This is a genomic window from Leucothrix pacifica (assembly GCF_003172875.1).
GTDB classification, from domain to species: Bacteria; Pseudomonadota; Gammaproteobacteria; order Thiotrichales; family Thiotrichaceae; genus Leucothrix; species Leucothrix pacifica.
This window is the reverse complement of record NZ_QGKM01000023.1, coordinates 41,186-55,708: the sequence shown is the minus strand read 5'-3', so window position 1 is coordinate 55,708 and position 14,523 is coordinate 41,186. Positions and strand designations below refer to the sequence as shown.

Annotated in this window: 16 protein-coding genes; 4 read left to right on the top strand and 12 right to left on the bottom strand. The window is 48.6% G+C overall.

Features of this window, described 5'->3' with window-relative positions:
- Positions 1-116 precede the first annotated feature (116 nt).
- The 6 genes from DKW60_RS09825 to DKW60_RS09800 all read right to left on the bottom strand — a co-directional run bounded on the left by DKW60_RS09825 (position 117) and on the right by DKW60_RS09800 (position 6,374).
- The gene (locus tag DKW60_RS09825) at positions 117-1,013 is read right to left on the bottom strand and encodes an STM4011 family radical SAM protein (RefSeq protein WP_109837570.1); all 897 of its coding nucleotides are present in this window, start codon (positions 1,011-1,013) and stop codon (positions 117-119) included.
- The gene (locus DKW60_RS09820) at positions 1,013-2,431 is read right to left on the bottom strand and encodes an STM4012 family radical SAM protein (protein WP_219988701.1); all 1,419 of its coding nucleotides are present in this window, start codon (positions 2,429-2,431) and stop codon (positions 1,013-1,015) included. Before DKW60_RS09820 ends, DKW60_RS09825 begins: the two co-directional genes overlap by 1 nt.
- Positions 2,428-3,258, bottom strand: a complete 831-nt coding sequence (locus DKW60_RS09815) for an STM4013/SEN3800 family hydrolase (RefSeq protein WP_109837482.1) — start codon at positions 3,256-3,258, stop codon at positions 2,428-2,430. Before DKW60_RS09815 ends, DKW60_RS09820 begins: the two co-directional genes overlap by 4 nt.
- Complete coding sequence (locus tag DKW60_RS09810; RefSeq protein ID WP_109837481.1) at positions 3,255-4,433, bottom strand: STM4014 family protein; 1,179 nt, start codon at positions 4,431-4,433, stop codon at positions 3,255-3,257. Before DKW60_RS09810 ends, DKW60_RS09815 begins: the two co-directional genes overlap by 4 nt.
- Positions 4,430-5,368, bottom strand: coding sequence for an STM4015 family protein (locus DKW60_RS09805; RefSeq protein WP_109837480.1), 939 nt, complete (start codon positions 5,366-5,368; stop codon positions 4,430-4,432). The genes DKW60_RS09810 and DKW60_RS09805 overlap by 4 nt, the downstream gene beginning before the upstream one ends.
- A 106-nt stretch (positions 5,369-5,474) precedes the next feature.
- A complete protein-coding gene (locus tag DKW60_RS09800; RefSeq protein ID WP_109837479.1) occupies positions 5,475-6,374 on the bottom strand; it encodes an aldo/keto reductase in 900 nt (299 codons plus the stop codon).
- 76 nt (positions 6,375-6,450) lie between these two features.
- Here DKW60_RS09800 and DKW60_RS09795 point away from each other — a divergent pair, with 76 nt between their 5' ends.
- The 3 genes from DKW60_RS09795 to DKW60_RS09785 all read left to right on the top strand — a co-directional run bounded on the left by DKW60_RS09795 (position 6,451) and on the right by DKW60_RS09785 (position 9,427).
- Entirely contained in the window at positions 6,451-6,798 is a 348-nt protein-coding gene (locus tag DKW60_RS09795) for a DUF3316 domain-containing protein (RefSeq protein WP_109837478.1), read from the top strand.
- Between the two features lie 185 nt (positions 6,799-6,983).
- Positions 6,984-8,528: an ATP-binding protein gene (locus tag DKW60_RS09790; RefSeq protein ID WP_109837477.1), complete on the top strand. Its 1,545-nt coding sequence runs from the start codon at positions 6,984-6,986 to the stop codon at positions 8,526-8,528.
- Positions 8,529-8,614: 86 nt separating this feature from the next.
- Positions 8,615-9,427: a TatD family hydrolase gene (locus tag DKW60_RS09785; protein ID WP_109837476.1), complete on the top strand. Its 813-nt coding sequence runs from the start codon at positions 8,615-8,617 to the stop codon at positions 9,425-9,427.
- 136 nt (positions 9,428-9,563) lie between these two features.
- Here the strand turns inward: DKW60_RS09785 and DKW60_RS09780 are convergent, their stop codons facing one another.
- Both DKW60_RS09780 and DKW60_RS09775 read right to left on the bottom strand, forming a co-directional pair.
- Positions 9,564-11,024 (bottom strand): cytochrome-c peroxidase, encoded by a 1,461-nt coding sequence (locus tag DKW60_RS09780; protein ID WP_109837475.1) that lies wholly within the window; start codon positions 11,022-11,024, stop codon positions 9,564-9,566.
- A 177-nt stretch (positions 11,025-11,201) separates the two neighbouring features.
- The gene (locus DKW60_RS09775) at positions 11,202-11,525 is read right to left on the bottom strand and encodes a hypothetical protein (RefSeq protein ID WP_109837474.1); all 324 of its coding nucleotides are present in this window, start codon (positions 11,523-11,525) and stop codon (positions 11,202-11,204) included.
- Here DKW60_RS09775 and DKW60_RS23505 point away from each other — a divergent pair.
- Positions 11,515-11,706: a hypothetical protein gene (locus DKW60_RS23505; protein WP_146203464.1), complete on the top strand. Its 192-nt coding sequence runs from the start codon at positions 11,515-11,517 to the stop codon at positions 11,704-11,706. The two genes, DKW60_RS09775 and DKW60_RS23505, sit on opposite strands and share 11 nt — an antisense overlap.
- Before the next feature lie 3 nt (positions 11,707-11,709).
- On the opposite strand, the gene DKW60_RS09770 is transcribed toward DKW60_RS23505, so the two are convergent.
- The 4 genes from DKW60_RS09770 to cas1 all read right to left on the bottom strand — a co-directional run bounded on the left by DKW60_RS09770 (position 11,710) and on the right by cas1 (position 14,523).
- Positions 11,710-12,306, bottom strand: coding sequence for a hypothetical protein (locus tag DKW60_RS09770; RefSeq protein WP_109837473.1), 597 nt, complete (start codon positions 12,304-12,306; stop codon positions 11,710-11,712).
- Positions 12,307-12,534: 228 nt separating this feature from the next.
- Positions 12,535-12,843 carry a CRISPR-associated endonuclease Cas2 gene (cas2, locus tag DKW60_RS09765; protein WP_109837472.1) on the bottom strand — a complete coding sequence of 103 codons (309 nt, stop codon included), beginning with the start codon at positions 12,841-12,843 and terminating at the stop codon, positions 12,535-12,537.
- Positions 12,830-13,594 (bottom strand): CRISPR-associated endonuclease Cas1, encoded by a 765-nt coding sequence (locus DKW60_RS09760; RefSeq protein ID WP_109837471.1) that lies wholly within the window; start codon positions 13,592-13,594, stop codon positions 12,830-12,832. Before DKW60_RS09760 ends, cas2 begins: the two co-directional genes overlap by 14 nt.
- The gene (cas1, locus tag DKW60_RS09755) at positions 13,591-14,523 is read right to left on the bottom strand and encodes a CRISPR-associated endonuclease Cas1 (RefSeq protein ID WP_109837470.1); all 933 of its coding nucleotides are present in this window, start codon (positions 14,521-14,523) and stop codon (positions 13,591-13,593) included. Before cas1 ends, DKW60_RS09760 begins: the two co-directional genes overlap by 4 nt.

Genomic DNA, 14,523 nt, shown 5'->3' with positions numbered 1-14,523 from the left:
TGAACAAGCTGTGTTAGTTATATTTTTTGTATAAACAAAGCTCACTCAATCAACAATAGTAGAAAATCAGATAATTGCAGATAAATTATTAAATCAATCGAATGAAAATTAATTATTTAGGTGTGCTGGTGTGGAGTCATCGTCTCTGGCACTCGCTCCAGTAAACCTTCACCATAGTGTTTTTTAAGGTCCAAGTGTGGCAAGTGAATGTAGCCGATATGACAGTCACAAGTCTGATTAGTGCAAGGGGCTAATGTCGGCTGAAACGTTCCGTCGTACAGGTTTCCCAGTGACTGTTTAATGAAATGACAGCGTTGAACATTGCCGGAGCCATCCACTGAAATCACCTCAGAGCCGGTGTGACAGGTTTTTCCTAAACTCGGGTAATGATGAAGATTTTGCTCAAACAAGGGATCAATCTGCTTCAGCATCGCCAATTCTTGCGCCTGATAATCTGCCTGTTCATCACGGTTGGCATTCACCCACAAATACACATCATCAGGGAGCGCCTTGCGCATCGTTTCAATCTGCCCCAGTTCATCACGATTGCCCACCATGCCCACGCTAAAACGAATGCCTCTCCCTTTTAAGAAGGCACACTTTTCCAGAAATGCCTCGGCAGTGGTTTGGCTGGGATGATAGGTACACCATAGCGCTAATGTCTCACTATAAGATCGCTCAATGGCGTCAGTGGTGAGTGATAAATTAGTCTGAATAGCAACGCGCCGTACCTGCGGCATGTTACCCAGTTGCGCCATAGCTTGCTGATAATAACGACGAATATAGGCCTCGCCCCACGGTGTGAATAAGATTCGAATAGGGCGAGTCTGCTGACTGACCCAGTCCACAAAGCGCTGCAACTCCACCGCATCCCGCGCCAGTGACTCGCGGCTGTCCTGCGCTTTGGCAAAAGGACAATAGCCACAGTCATAATTACAACTCAGCAAAGAGCCTCGATATAAAATACTCAGCGGCTGATCGCGTGTGTGGTGTTCTGCTTGTTCTGTTGTCATCACTGCCATTCCCAGGCTTGCATGCGATCACGGATAGTATTGGTAAACAACCAACTACCGATCAGATCCGAATAAGCGATGCCTTTCTCTGTCAGGCGTATATCGTGCTCACGGATCACTGCCAAACCCTGATCAACCAATAAAGTGAGCTGAGGTATATCCTCCAGCAGCTTGCGTTGAAATTGCTGCTGGTACTCATCAAAGGCGATGCCTGATACTTGTAATAAACCCAGCAACACATAACGACGTCGCTGATCCTCACTGCCAATTTCAATGCCGTAATGAGCCTGTGCAAAATTAGCTGACGGCGTGTTGATGTAATCCTGAATAATTTGCCGGATTTGTGGTTTAGTCACCGCATAATGTCCGGAGTAATGCAGCGAGCGGGTGTAAGAACGCGCACCCGCACCAAGGCCGATCATGCCCTCTTCCTGACAGCGATAACGGCCAGTCTGAGCCGGTGCATCAGAGCGGGTAAACATACGCATGGATGACTGCTCGTAACCTGCATCCAGTAAACGCTCTCGTGCCGCAAAATAAGCGGTGAGGCGTTGATCCTCTGTTTCTTGTCGGGCTTTGCGGCCTAGCCCGGTCAATGGGCGAATATATAGCGGATAGATAAAAATCTCCTCCGGTGACCAAGCCAGTGCCTGATCCACACTATATAACCAGCTTTGTAAGGACTGATTCGCACTACCGTAAATCAGATCAATATTCAGACGGGGAATACCGCTGTCTTTAATCGCGTGCAAAGCGCTATCCACCAGTGCAGGCGTTTGTGGTCGACCTAGCGCTTTTAAGTCGGCGGCATCAAAACTTTCCACACCCATACTGATGCGCTCAACTCCTGCTGCTTTTAGTACCGCTAAACGCTCATGGTCGGCAGTAGCAGGGGAGACTTCTACGGATGCTGGTAATTGTTTTACCTGTAAATGCTGTTCCAATAAATCAAAGCAGCTCTGTAGCTGCTCTGGCAATAAATAACTGGGTGTACCGCCCCCAAAGGCGAGTTGCTCAAAGTGAAAGTCATGCTGCAAAAATTCTGCAGTAACCTGCACCTGACGTTCCAGTGCTGCGAGGTAATCCGTCACCAAATCCTGTTCTGGATTGGTTGTGGTGAATAAATTGCAATAGCCGCAGCGCATCTCACAAAACGGAATATGCAGATACAAAAACAACGAACGTTTGTCCTCATCCGCCCAGTAGTCGCGCAGTGAACGTGGTGTCTCAAAGTCGCGATAGCTGGTTTTATGTGGGTAGGAATACACATAATTAAGATACGGCTTGCCCGCTAAGTAGTCGGATAAACGCGTGGCTTGTTCAGTCATAAAAGTGTCAGCAAACTTTGCATTAATCATGCCCGGATTCGTCACGTTAGGGTCAGTTGTAGTTGTATCGGTCACATCTCGATTCGTCATGAAGCCCCAGCCTTTAAAATAAACTCACGATAAGGCACTTCCCACACACTAGGATGTGCTACACCATGTCCCCACACTCCATCATCACCATAACTCGTGCCGTGATCACTGGATAAAATACACAAACTGTCACCTCGGGTGCGTACCGTATAAAACAGCGGCGCAAGCTGAGTGTCCACATACGCCAACGCATCCAGCTGTGTTTGTGGTGAATCACCTTGCGGGCGTTTGCCACCAGTGTCTGGCGGGCTGAAAATGCAATTGGGCTGATGCATGGCAGAGAGATTAATAAACAGCATATAACGCTGATCGACTGGCAATGCCTTTAAACGTTGGCAAGCCAGCGCTACCTGATGTTGTGTAGAGTGCGCATCCGTCACCCCAAGCTCACGCGACCAATGACTTTCCATAAACAGATCCGGTAATACCCGCCCCAGCGCATTTTGCTGATTGAAAAATCCTACCCCACCAATACACAGGGTGTGATAGCCGACCGCAGCCAAGCCTTCAATAATGTTGCTATGCTGCGTCACCCATGTGGACTGTCCGGTCGTTGCACTGCCTTCGAAACTACAGGCGAATAAACGCTGATAATCCAACGGTTTGGGCACGGGCGTTGGTAAATAGCCAGCGAAAAACGCATGATGCGCAGCATAGGTAAAAGTCGCCGGTGTCTGGCGCTTTTCCCATTGTCCCTCTGGTAAGAGTGATGCCAGAAAAGGGGTGCGGTTCTCTTGCATCGCTCGCTCAGCCACATCGTATCGCAGCGTATCAAAAGTGATAAACACCAGATTGTGCGAACCGATGGCCGCTGCCGCATTAATCATGAATGGCCTCCGGTTCCATTGCGCTTGCTCCATTGCTCCAGCTCCCATTCATAAGAATTCATGCCATTGACTTGGCAATGACGAATGTAGTCGCCAAAGGCATTCACCTCCAACACACTATGACGCTGTTTGTTTTGATGCACGGCAATATCCGGTGAAAAGTGAAAGGATTTAGGAAAGATAGCGGCCAGCTTACGAGCAGTATTGAGTAAGGACTCCCAATCCTGCTGATCCATAATATCGCGCAGGGTAGCGATATCCGCGCGATCATTTAGCAGGTGTAAATTAGTCATTGGCGTGTGGCTTTTGCGAAGTACCGCAAACTCCGGTTCGCCATTGACTACCACGAGCCGGCAATCACAACTTTGCCCGTCAAGACTCGCTTTAGGAATCCACGCTTCACAATGCACACCCCATTGGCACAGCTGATTCACCAGTTGTTTGAGTCGAGATTCGTCAGTAAGGGTAATGAGCTTGCGGCGGTTATAGAGGCGTGCCTTGTGTAGGCTGCCATCAGCCTGTTCCAAAGTGGTGTAAGCATGAAGCTTTGATCCTGCTGTTTTCAGCGCAATAATGCCACTGGCCCCCGAGCCATAGCGGGTTTTAATAAACACATTGGCTAAACCTTGTTGCTGCATCGCATCACGCAGTGCATCGTAACTTTGGATATTATAAAGCGGTCTGGCTTGTGGGATATCATGCTGCGCCAGCTGTTGGTGACAGGCTTGCTTATCATAAAAGGTCAGAATATCCGGTACGTGATTCATACAGCTAATATGGGAGGTGTCGGCCAGTAAATCTTGCAATTCAAGCAAGCGCTGTCGCAAGCCAAAGTACACGGCATGTGGAGGTATAAATGCCCCGTTCTCGGCTGGTAGACCCGTCATTTCCTGCGAAGACATAGGCGTCAATCCCTCTGCCTCAAGTTGCGAATTACCGCGCTGCATGAGCTGACGTACCGCGGCCAGATCAAAACCCGGTGACTCAATGCGTAGCAGGGTGTCCGGCTTAACTAATGAGGGCAGTAACTGCGACCAGTCCGCGGTGTAGTCGATTACCGAGGCATCATTAACACCGCGCTGCTGCAGGGCCTGCAGAAAGCCTTGCACGCGCGGGTCTGATTTATTGCCAAGGATTATGCATTGCGAACCAATGTCTGGCGGTGAGCTAATCACTCGGAAACGAAGATATACCGGTAGATTTCACCGTCGTACTCATCCGCCTGATTTTGATCACCCAATAGAACGGTTGGCGCGAGCTCTGCAGCGGCTAACTTAGCCATCATTTCGTCAGACAAGAAGTGGTAATGCAAATCCAGTGTGCTCAGTCCACCAAACTTGTCACTGGCTAATAAGCTTTCACCGCCTTTGTCGCTGAGTGCTCCCAGCGATAAGTCCAGCGTGCTCAAGCTAGCCGGAATATCGGCTTGGCTAATTACCGCGGCCAGATCATCCGCAAGACTGTAATTTCTCAAGCCGAGATAATCGAGTTTTGGGAACTGAGCTGCCAGACCGTTTAAGAAGGCACGCAAGTCATCGGCACCAATATCACAGCCGTAGTTTTCATCACCCAACCAAAGCTCCAGATGCGTGAGTGAAGGCAGATTCGCCAGCCGTGCTTGTTCCAGTATTGTCTTGCTAAGGCCGCCGGTCTCGATAATCAGCGACTGAATGCGGTCATGACTCAGATTGCCTAATGACAAGCCTTCACCACCGCGAATTTTTAATTGCTCCAACCGTGGAAAGGCTGAGTAAACCGATGAAATATCGGATTGCTGAATCCACGATACCTCGGCTTCCTCCAGCATTAAGTCACCAATAAATAAGGCCGTAAGTGCGGCGAATTTATCTTTGTGCTCCACCAGAAGTTTTATGGGTAGACTACTGTTTTCCTCGTATGCCTCTCCCCAGGCACCGATAATGAGTGTGTCGATCGTTTCCAGACCTGACAACTCAATAAACTGCGCAAAATACTCTGGATAAGTCGGGCCATCTTCATAAGGCTCAACCACCAGCTTAATGGCGTACTGTGCAGGGTCAGGCAAGGGTGAACCAACCGTCCATTGCTTTACGGGTTTACCTGCAAATTGCTCTGTCGCGGAGAAAGTCATACGGGCTACCTTTGGTTTATTTTAATTGATGATTCAGGGGTAGGAGTATAGTAATTATCACTAAGGTTTGCCACGTGTATGACGACGAATCCGTCCTATCGCACAATCAACGCTCACTTTCCCCGTCGCTGATAAAGGCATCACCCACCAGCGCATCGACTTCCTGCATCACTGAGGTGGGTAATGGGCCAAAGCGCAAAGCCGTTGCCAAGCCCTCAATTTGCTTAACTGTGCGTGCCCCCGGTATCGGAATATTGCGTGGATGTTTAGCCCACAACCATGCCAATGCACCTTGCACCGCAGTGCGGCCATCGCTTTGAATTAACTCCCTCACAGCATCGAACCGTTCGATATAATCAGGGTTAGGTTTGCCGTCGATATAATATTTCGTCCATTCCTGATTATTGGTGCGGATGTCACCGCTTGGCAGCGTGGAATCCACTGTGTATTTACCAGACAGCAAGCCCATCGCCAGCGGGGAACGGATCAGTGCATACAAATCATGGTCATGAACGACCTGTTGCATGTTAGGTGCATCCATTAACACATGCATGGCGTGCTCGATGGCAACAAAACCGGGGTGTGATGCCATTGCTTTGGCGTTGGCGGTAAAATCGGTGCTCCAACCAAAGGACTTGATCTTGCCGGCATGTTGCGCCTTCTCCATCTCATCAAACAATGGCGCAGCTTGCGTTGCTGACAGACTATTTAAATGCAGCATCACCACATCAACACAGTCCCGATCCAGCCGTTTTAAACTCGCCTCAATCGCCGAAATCACAGACGACGCTTCAAACTCATCAAAGCTCAATACTTTGCTTTGCTCATTGATACCAATACCGATTTTAGTCACCACCACTGCCTCAGGATGGTGCTTCAAAGCCTTGCCTAATAGCCGCTCTGAATGCCCCGCACTATACGCTGCAGCCGTATCAAACAAGGCAATGCCATTATCCAGCGCTGCGTGAATTGCTTTGATCGACTCCGCAAATGGCAATAATGTCATTTTTTTGAAAGGTTGATGTCAGTGCTGATATTGCATAGTAAACCCACTTAAACAAACAATGACTTAGGAATTAATTATGAAAGCACTAACAGCAACCATCGCAACTACACTTTTAATCGCTAGCATGGGTGCAAACGCAACCACACGTAGCACTTCAGACACATTAGTGACTGGTTTCGAACCAACTAAAGCAGCAGCTTATAACGCCGGTATCACCAAGCTGAACCAGCTGAAAAGTGTTCCATCAAATGTACTGGAGTATCAGGTTGAAGCGCCTCTGGGTATCGTTGAGTCAGGTACATTGAAAGTAACAGATGACAGCTTTGTAGTCGCTGAAGAGCGTGTCAGCGCAAATGGCCAGAAAGGTTATGTTGGTATCGTTAACGTTGGTCTGAGCTACGAAGAGCACGAAAGCGACAACTAACAGATCAGCACAAAAAATAACCCTTCGGTTATAAACTCAGAGGCTCGGTAGTGAACGCTACCGGGCCTTTTATTCGTTTCACAGCATTAGGTTGCCGTGCAGATAGCAACAGTCGCAGCATAGCGTTCGGACTGGTTTATTTCATGCTAAACTCAATGCTCTGATCACCCACTATCTGACACAGTATGAAACGACGTAAATTACCCCTTGGTATTCAAAACTTCCGCGAAATTCGTACGGGTGATTATTACTACGTGGATAAAACCGCGTTAGCATTAAAACTGATTAATGAAGGCAAGAGCTACTTCCTCTCACGCCCCCGTCGTTTTGGTAAGAGCCTTTTTTTAGACACATTAAAAGAAATGTTCGAAGGTAATGAGCCGTTGTTTCAGGGCTTATTCGCGTATGATCAGTGGGATTGGTCGGTGAAGTATCCGGTCTTGCGCTTTACCTTTAGCGGTGGTCATTACGCGCAACAAGGGGAAGCCGACAAGGTGCTTTCAGAGCAGTTGCATGTCTTAGAGCAGGCTTACGGGGTACCGACGATTTATGAGACTTTTTCAGGACGGTTTAAAGCCCTGATCACTCAGGCAGAAAAGTGCAGCGGTCAGTCTGTTGTTGTGTTAATTGATGAGTATGACAAGCCGATTTTAGATGCGCTGCAAGACTCCGAGCTTGCACGTAACAACCGTGACCTGCTGCGTGGATTTTATGGCACGATCAAGGATCATGACGCACACATCAAGTTCACGTTTTTAACCGGTGTCAGTAAGTTCTCTCAAGTCAGCTTATTTTCCGGCCTGAACAATCTTTTCGATATTACTCTGGATGCTGAATACTCCAGCCTGTGTGGTTATACCGATGATGATATTGATACTGTGTTTGCACCTGAGTTAGCAGGCTTAGACCGTGAGCAAATTAAAGCGTGGTATAACGGCTATAACTGGTTGGGTGAGCATGTCTATAACCCTTATGATGTGTTAAATCTCTTCAAAAAACGCACTTTCCAAAATTACTGGTTTGCAACGGGCACACCTACGTTTTTAATCGATTTGTTATTTAAGCGGCATGTACCGTCGTTGGCACTGGATAGTATGCATAGTAGCAGCAGTATGTTATCCAGTTTTGATGTGGACGATATGACAACAGAGGCGTTGCTGTTTCAAACGGGCTATCTCACGATTAAAGGTCAGCGCCAGGTTGGCGGACAGATTTATTACACCTTGGGTTATCCCAATCAGGAGGTATACCAAAGCCTGAATGAGTTGTTGCTAAACACCTTTACGCAAAATAAAAGTGCACAGTCAGATCAGAGTATTCGGTTGTATGACTTGCTGATGAGTAATGACTTTGACGGCCTTAAAACCTTGTTCCATTCCTTCTTTGCCAGCATTCCACACCATTGGTATACCAGTAACAATATTCAGTCCTTTGAAGGTTTTTACTCCAGCGTGTTCTATTCTTATTTTGCGGCTTTGGGGTTAGATGTGATTGTTGAGGACTGCACTAATCACGGTCGCTTGGATATGACGCTGAAATTCAATCAGCAGGTCTATTTATTTGAATTTAAAGTGGTTGAGTTAGCGCCCAATGGTAAGGCTTTGCAGCAGATTAAAGACAAGCAATACGCGGATAAATATCGCGGCCTGAACCAACCGATTCACCTAATTGGCGTGGAGTTTAGTAAGGAAGATCGCAATATTGTGACTTTTGAGGTTGAGCAGCGCTAAAGCATCAAATGCAGTCAAACCCTTGCAGTGCCGCTCAGGATTAACGACAATCCCCACAACATAATCACACTCAGCAAATACACATCATGGCCAGTAAAAAGCGCAACATCCCCGTTTTCGATCATCCCATTATCGAAACCCACTGCCACCTCGATTATTTAGAGGGCGACGCACTGGCCGATACCATTGCCAACGCACAAGCGGTAAATATCGAACGTATTATCACCATCGGTGTGTCACCGGATAATCTGGATACCGTGATGGGCATTACCCGCGAGCATGAGATTGTTTACGGCACACAGGGCATTCACCCACACGATGCCAACGATTACACCGATGACGTTGGCCAAAAAATCCGTGAAAATGCAGTGGATAAAAAGATTCTCGCCATCGGTGAAATTGGATTGGATTATTACTACGATCACTCCGACCGCACCAAGCAGCGCAATGCCTTTGAGCAGCAGTTACAGATTGCGATTGATCTGGAGATGCCGATTGTGGTGCACACGCGTGAAGCGGATGAAGACATGCAGGCGATTTTACAGAACTTTGTCGGGCAGATGCCCAAACGCGGTGTGATTCACAGCTTTACCTCTGGCAGGGCACTGGCGGAGTATTGTCTGGGAGAAGGTTTTCATCTGGGTTTTAATGGCATTAGTACCTTTAAAACCGCGGAAAATGTGCGCGAGATTGTCGAGCTGACGCCGATGGAGCAGATTTTATTTGAAACCGACGCACCGTATTTAACCCCAGTGCCTTACCGGGGCAAACCGAACGAGCCGAAGTACCTGCCGTTTATTGCCGAGCACATTGGCGTGGTGAAAAACATTCCGCTGGATGAGTTATTGCCAAAGGTGTACCAGAATAGTTTGGATGTGTTTTTTAAGCCTGCGGCGTAATTTTACATCCTGACTCCGTAATGCCGCGAGGCGTGAGTTCAGTGAAACCAGTCACATAACAATGCCGGAGACCGTGTCAAAGCATCTCCGGCATTGTTTTAGCTGATGATGCCAGCTGCCAAACCCAGTGGGATCTTTACAAACCCAGTGGGCTGAGCTGATCGCCATTCGGGTCGGGATCATCTGTTTCATCTAATATCCACGGGGCTAAACACGTCGCATCCTTGGTGCAAGTATCGGTCAGCGCCTTCAGGAAATTCACCAGATCCGTTACTTCCTGCTCGGTATAATTCAGATTTGGCAAGGCGAAATTGGAATGATTCAGCGCAGCTTGTGTATTGCTTTGCAGTTTATCTAAATTTTGCACACCTGCCTGACTGAGTTGACCGCTATTATAATTGCTGACCGCGTCATACGGTTGTAAATGGTGGCGGACAATCCCTTCCAGCGTGGTGTACGCGCCGGAATGTCCCCACGGGCCGGTCACCTCAACATTCAACAAACCGGGCGTGCGAAAAGCGAATTTATCCGCGTCATCACCCGTTTCGCGAAAACGTCCGAAATCTTCACTGCCGTCACCATCACCTTTGCCGCGACCAAACTGTGGTATCGCGATATTGTGGAAACCTTCATCGGTAAAAGAGTCGCCGGAGTGACAAGCAGAGCAGCCGACTCCACCCTCTTTTTCACTGGTGAAGAATAGCAATGCACCGCGTTTAGCGGAGGTGGACAGGGCAGCGTTATTACCTTGTACGTATTGCTGCCAGGGCGAGGCAGTAAACACTTGGGAGCGTTGATATTCACCGATAGCAAAAGAAATATTCTGCTCAGTAATCAGCGCTTCAGCGGATGCAGCGGGTTGATTAAACGCCGTGCGAAAGTGATCCAGCCAGTAAGCAGTGTTTGGCAATACACCGACACCCGAGCCATAGCCGCCTAAGCGCTCTGACAAAAACTGGCGAATCTGTGTATTGTCTTTATCCTCATGCGCAAAACCTTTCATCTCCTCAGGAGAGGTCACAGGGAAGCGGGCTTGTGCATGAGTCAGATTACTGCCGGCCAGTGGGTCACCTTGGTTAAACGGTGTGTCAGGCGTGCGAATACCGTCATCCTGAAGCCGTTCGAGACGCCCGTCATGGAATAAAAAAGTATTCCATGCGGCAATATTAAATGTGGTCGGCGCATTGCGCGGCACAGTCGGGCCACCGTCATAGCCATGTGCTTTGCTGTCATGTGCGCGACCGGGGCCGAGTAAGTCAGACACCACGGCATCCACGCCGATCGGCAGGCTAAGGTTGTCGCCGCCACCAAGTTGGGGGTGATGGCAGGTCACGCAGGCGGTATCGCGATTGCCGCTCAGTGACTTTGAAAAGAACAATCGCTTTCCTAAAGCGGCGATCGGGTCATTAATATCCGGCAGTGTTTTTCCGGTCATCGGGTTGCCTGTCAGGCCGTTTTGTTTGATCAGTGCCGACAGTTGTTCATCTTTAGTGGGCGGTGGGTCTTTGGGGTCCTTGGGATCGGTGTCTTTACCGCCATTGCATCCTGCAATAATGGCGCACAACAGTAAGGGATATAGCTTATTATTAACATCCATGTTGATAAGCTCCTTTCGTTATTATTGATATGGAACCTGTAATAATTTTATTTATTTCAGCGTTATAGCGTAATCATCCCGGCGATGTCGGAATGACTACACTATTAAGATAGTTGAAATATGGCTTATAATTTATGAAATATTTGTTATTTATAATTGTTTATTATGGCGCGGATGTTAATTATTTGCTAAGTCTTCCAGAGACAACGCACGATCCCAGTTCACACTAAACGCTTTTTGATAATTGGCAATATCATCATTCTGCTGCATCAGCCGAGAGTGTGTCTCGCCACTTTTGAGGTAGACATACTCATCATCCACGACCGCAAAGCACTCCGGCAGACGGTTTTTCGTCGAGGCTATCCAGTTCTCGACAAACACAAAGCGAATGTCGCTGCCCATGTCGATAAGCTCTCGCGCCTTATCCAGCAACTGTTTAAAGTCACCCGCCAGAGACTCATCCTGCGTCATGGCTTTGGGTAGCGTAATAATGCGCTTCACCGATACGCTATGTTGCAGTCAGGAATCCTCCTGCAATAACAGACACCGCGATGCATCAGCACCTGCTATCTTCCCGCAACTCATTGAGTTTATCGCGGAGAATTGCCAGAAACAGATAGCGAAAGATGCAACCGCATGTATCGCTTGCCCACGTTATGAAAACGTCCGCGCCATGCGTTAATGCTTACTCCGCGCGACAAACCTCGGGCACTGATTGATCAGACCAGTCAGCCAGCTTCACCACTGGTTGACTGACTTTCACGGGCTTTTTGTTCTTAAAGCCGTTACCCGATAACAAATTGATATCACAGCTAAATGCATAGTTCAGATCCAGCGTGTCGTAGGACTCATAAGTGTAACCTGCAACCACAAAGGCACCGTCGCGATAGGCAATGGTCAGCTTCTGTGTCCAGCGGTTACGGCCAATGGCCTCGTTCATGCTGTGCACCTCAATCGAGCCTGATTTACCCAGCGCCAACCGGGGAATAGTGCCCCATAGAATGCCTGACCAGGCCAGATTGGGTTTGAATATATTCAGTTGTGGCGGTGGCGACGCGGCATCACTGAGGTAGATGTATAAACCGGCGTCGTCGTCCATGTCAGTGGGGGCAACAAGTACTGCGCGATCCATGCCGCCGTCGTTGTTCCAGTCATTGCTGATGACGCTGAGGACATTGGCGGGGTTAATGCGGTGGGATTCGGCGACTTCCTCGGCGATACTGGCGCTGCATAATAAAGAGACTGAGAGAGCGCTTATAAGTTGTTTTATTGGGCGTTTCATTGAATGTTCTCTGGGTAGTTTGTTGAGTTTTGAGTGTAGTACATTTTCCGTTCAGCCGTGTGGTATTCAATTCGCTCACACAAGCTTCGCTTGAAACGATTCGCCGAATTGAATACCACACGGCTTCACTACTGCGGCGGTGTTCATGTGCTCACACAAGCTTCGCTTGAAACGATTCGCTGAATGAAATAACACACTGTTTCACTACTGCTGGTTTTTTTAATGAGCTCACTCCACTTTCGGCAGCGGTGTATCTCCGGTCAGCGTTAAGCCATCAGGCCAGAGCGCCTCGCCCCAGGCATACCATTTTGGTTGCTGCGGCAGTGGATAAAGCCGGATATCATCCTGCTTTTCATCAATCAGCTGCTTGAGTTTTTCGATTAACTCATCACGATCACTTTCATTCATTACCGCGATAAACACCGAGTATTGCATGGCGATGGCGCAGCTTTTTAGCTGGCGGTGTACGCGCTGCAAGCGGCGCTTATCGCTGATGTCATAGGTGATTAAATACGGTTTAGATTTACGCTTGCTCATGTTGTGCCTCGTAAAAGCGGTGCCAGAGTTTGTCTATTTGTAAGCGGGTAAATTGCTCGATGTCGTGACTATGTGATTGGTAATAATGAATCAGCTGATTGCGCAGTGTGCCGCTGGGTAAGTGACCGTTGGCTGCCAGTGCCCAGAGTTTCCATTCCAGCAAATCAATAAAGTGTTGCAATAAGCCAATACTGGCAGGGGCAGGTCTTAGCACTTCGCTATCAAAGCCAAAATGCCTCAGTAATACCGTGAGCTGAGCGGCTAACATGGGGATCATTTTTTGCAGGCAGCTTTGCCAGTCGTAAAAGCGATGCTCAAGACAAATCAGTTCATCCAGTCTGGCTTTGATTTCATTAGCTTCAAACACGTCTTGCGGCAGTCGAAAGCGCTTTTGTAAATGCAGAATCTGCTGGCGCTGTTGCCCCAAAAACCAGTTGTCGAGGATGTAAAGTTGTGCACGGGATTCGTACAGTTCGAGAATGTGTGACTGTAAGGACTGTTGCTTAAAGTTAGTGCCAAAGCAGACACCGACAAACTCACCTTGCTGACCAGCGACCACAACCGGGATATTCTCACTTAAACACGCGGCAAGTACTTTGGAAGAGAGTTGTATATCGCCACTAAGAATAATCCGTGAAATACGCTTGAGTGGAAACCAAGTATCGGCCCGGTGCTCGGTCACAACCCGCAGTGCATCGTGCTCTAAACGAATGCCACTGACTGCTGCGCCGTGTAAGTAAAGTGGCTTCATAACAGTTTTTTGCGTAGTTGAAACAGTTGCAGCCGCATGCCACGCGTCAGGGTTTTGAGTACTGGTTCGTAGGCGGCGTAAAACTTGTATCGACCGGCTTTACCCAATAAGCAGGAATCCTGATCGTTAGTGAAATCGTCTTTACGCAACGCCTGAGTGGTAAATTGTTCCAGTACCCACGCGTCCACATGCGGTCGCCATGGCTCGATGATGTCAGCGGCCAGAGAGTCCCTGCTGTATTTTGGTTCGTGCAAGAAGCCAATCATTGGATCAAAGCCTTGTGCGACGGCGGCTTGTACTGCGCGCGCATGCAACAAAGTATAAGCAAGTGACAAACAGGCATTGACCGGATCGGGCGGAGGGCGGCGCTTACGACCGGTAAAGCCGAGTGAATTGGGTAAAATCTCCTTGTAGGCTGCAAAGCTTGCTCGTGCAGCACTGCCTTCGACTCCCCGCAAGCTATCAAGATTTGCGACGGGGGTATCCAGTGTCTGAAGGGCTTGCGTCAGCTGTTCGATGGACTTACTCAGTGGGTAGCGTAGATCTTTGCGGCTGTCTTGGTAGCGAAATAGTAGGCGACGCTGATTTTTTACTTTAGCCACCACCCATTGCTGTGCGATTTCGCAGCTTAGCAGTGTATCTTGTTGTGCCTGATACTGTGCCAGTCGAATGTGTGGGTTCTTGCCCAAACGGCCATGTACGCTGGCGCGTTGCTTGCTGTTTCTGGGGTTTAAAAACACCACCATGACCTGAGCCTCTGCCAGTTTGAGCAATACGGTGCTGCTTAACTCAATCATACTGCTGATGATGAGTTGATCAAGCAGCAGCAGTGGCACAGGGCGTTGGCGCTTGTCTTCTATGAAGCACACGAGTGTGTTGGATTCGATGGTTAGTCGGGTGTTGCGGCGGTCAATATAAAGGGTTGTCAT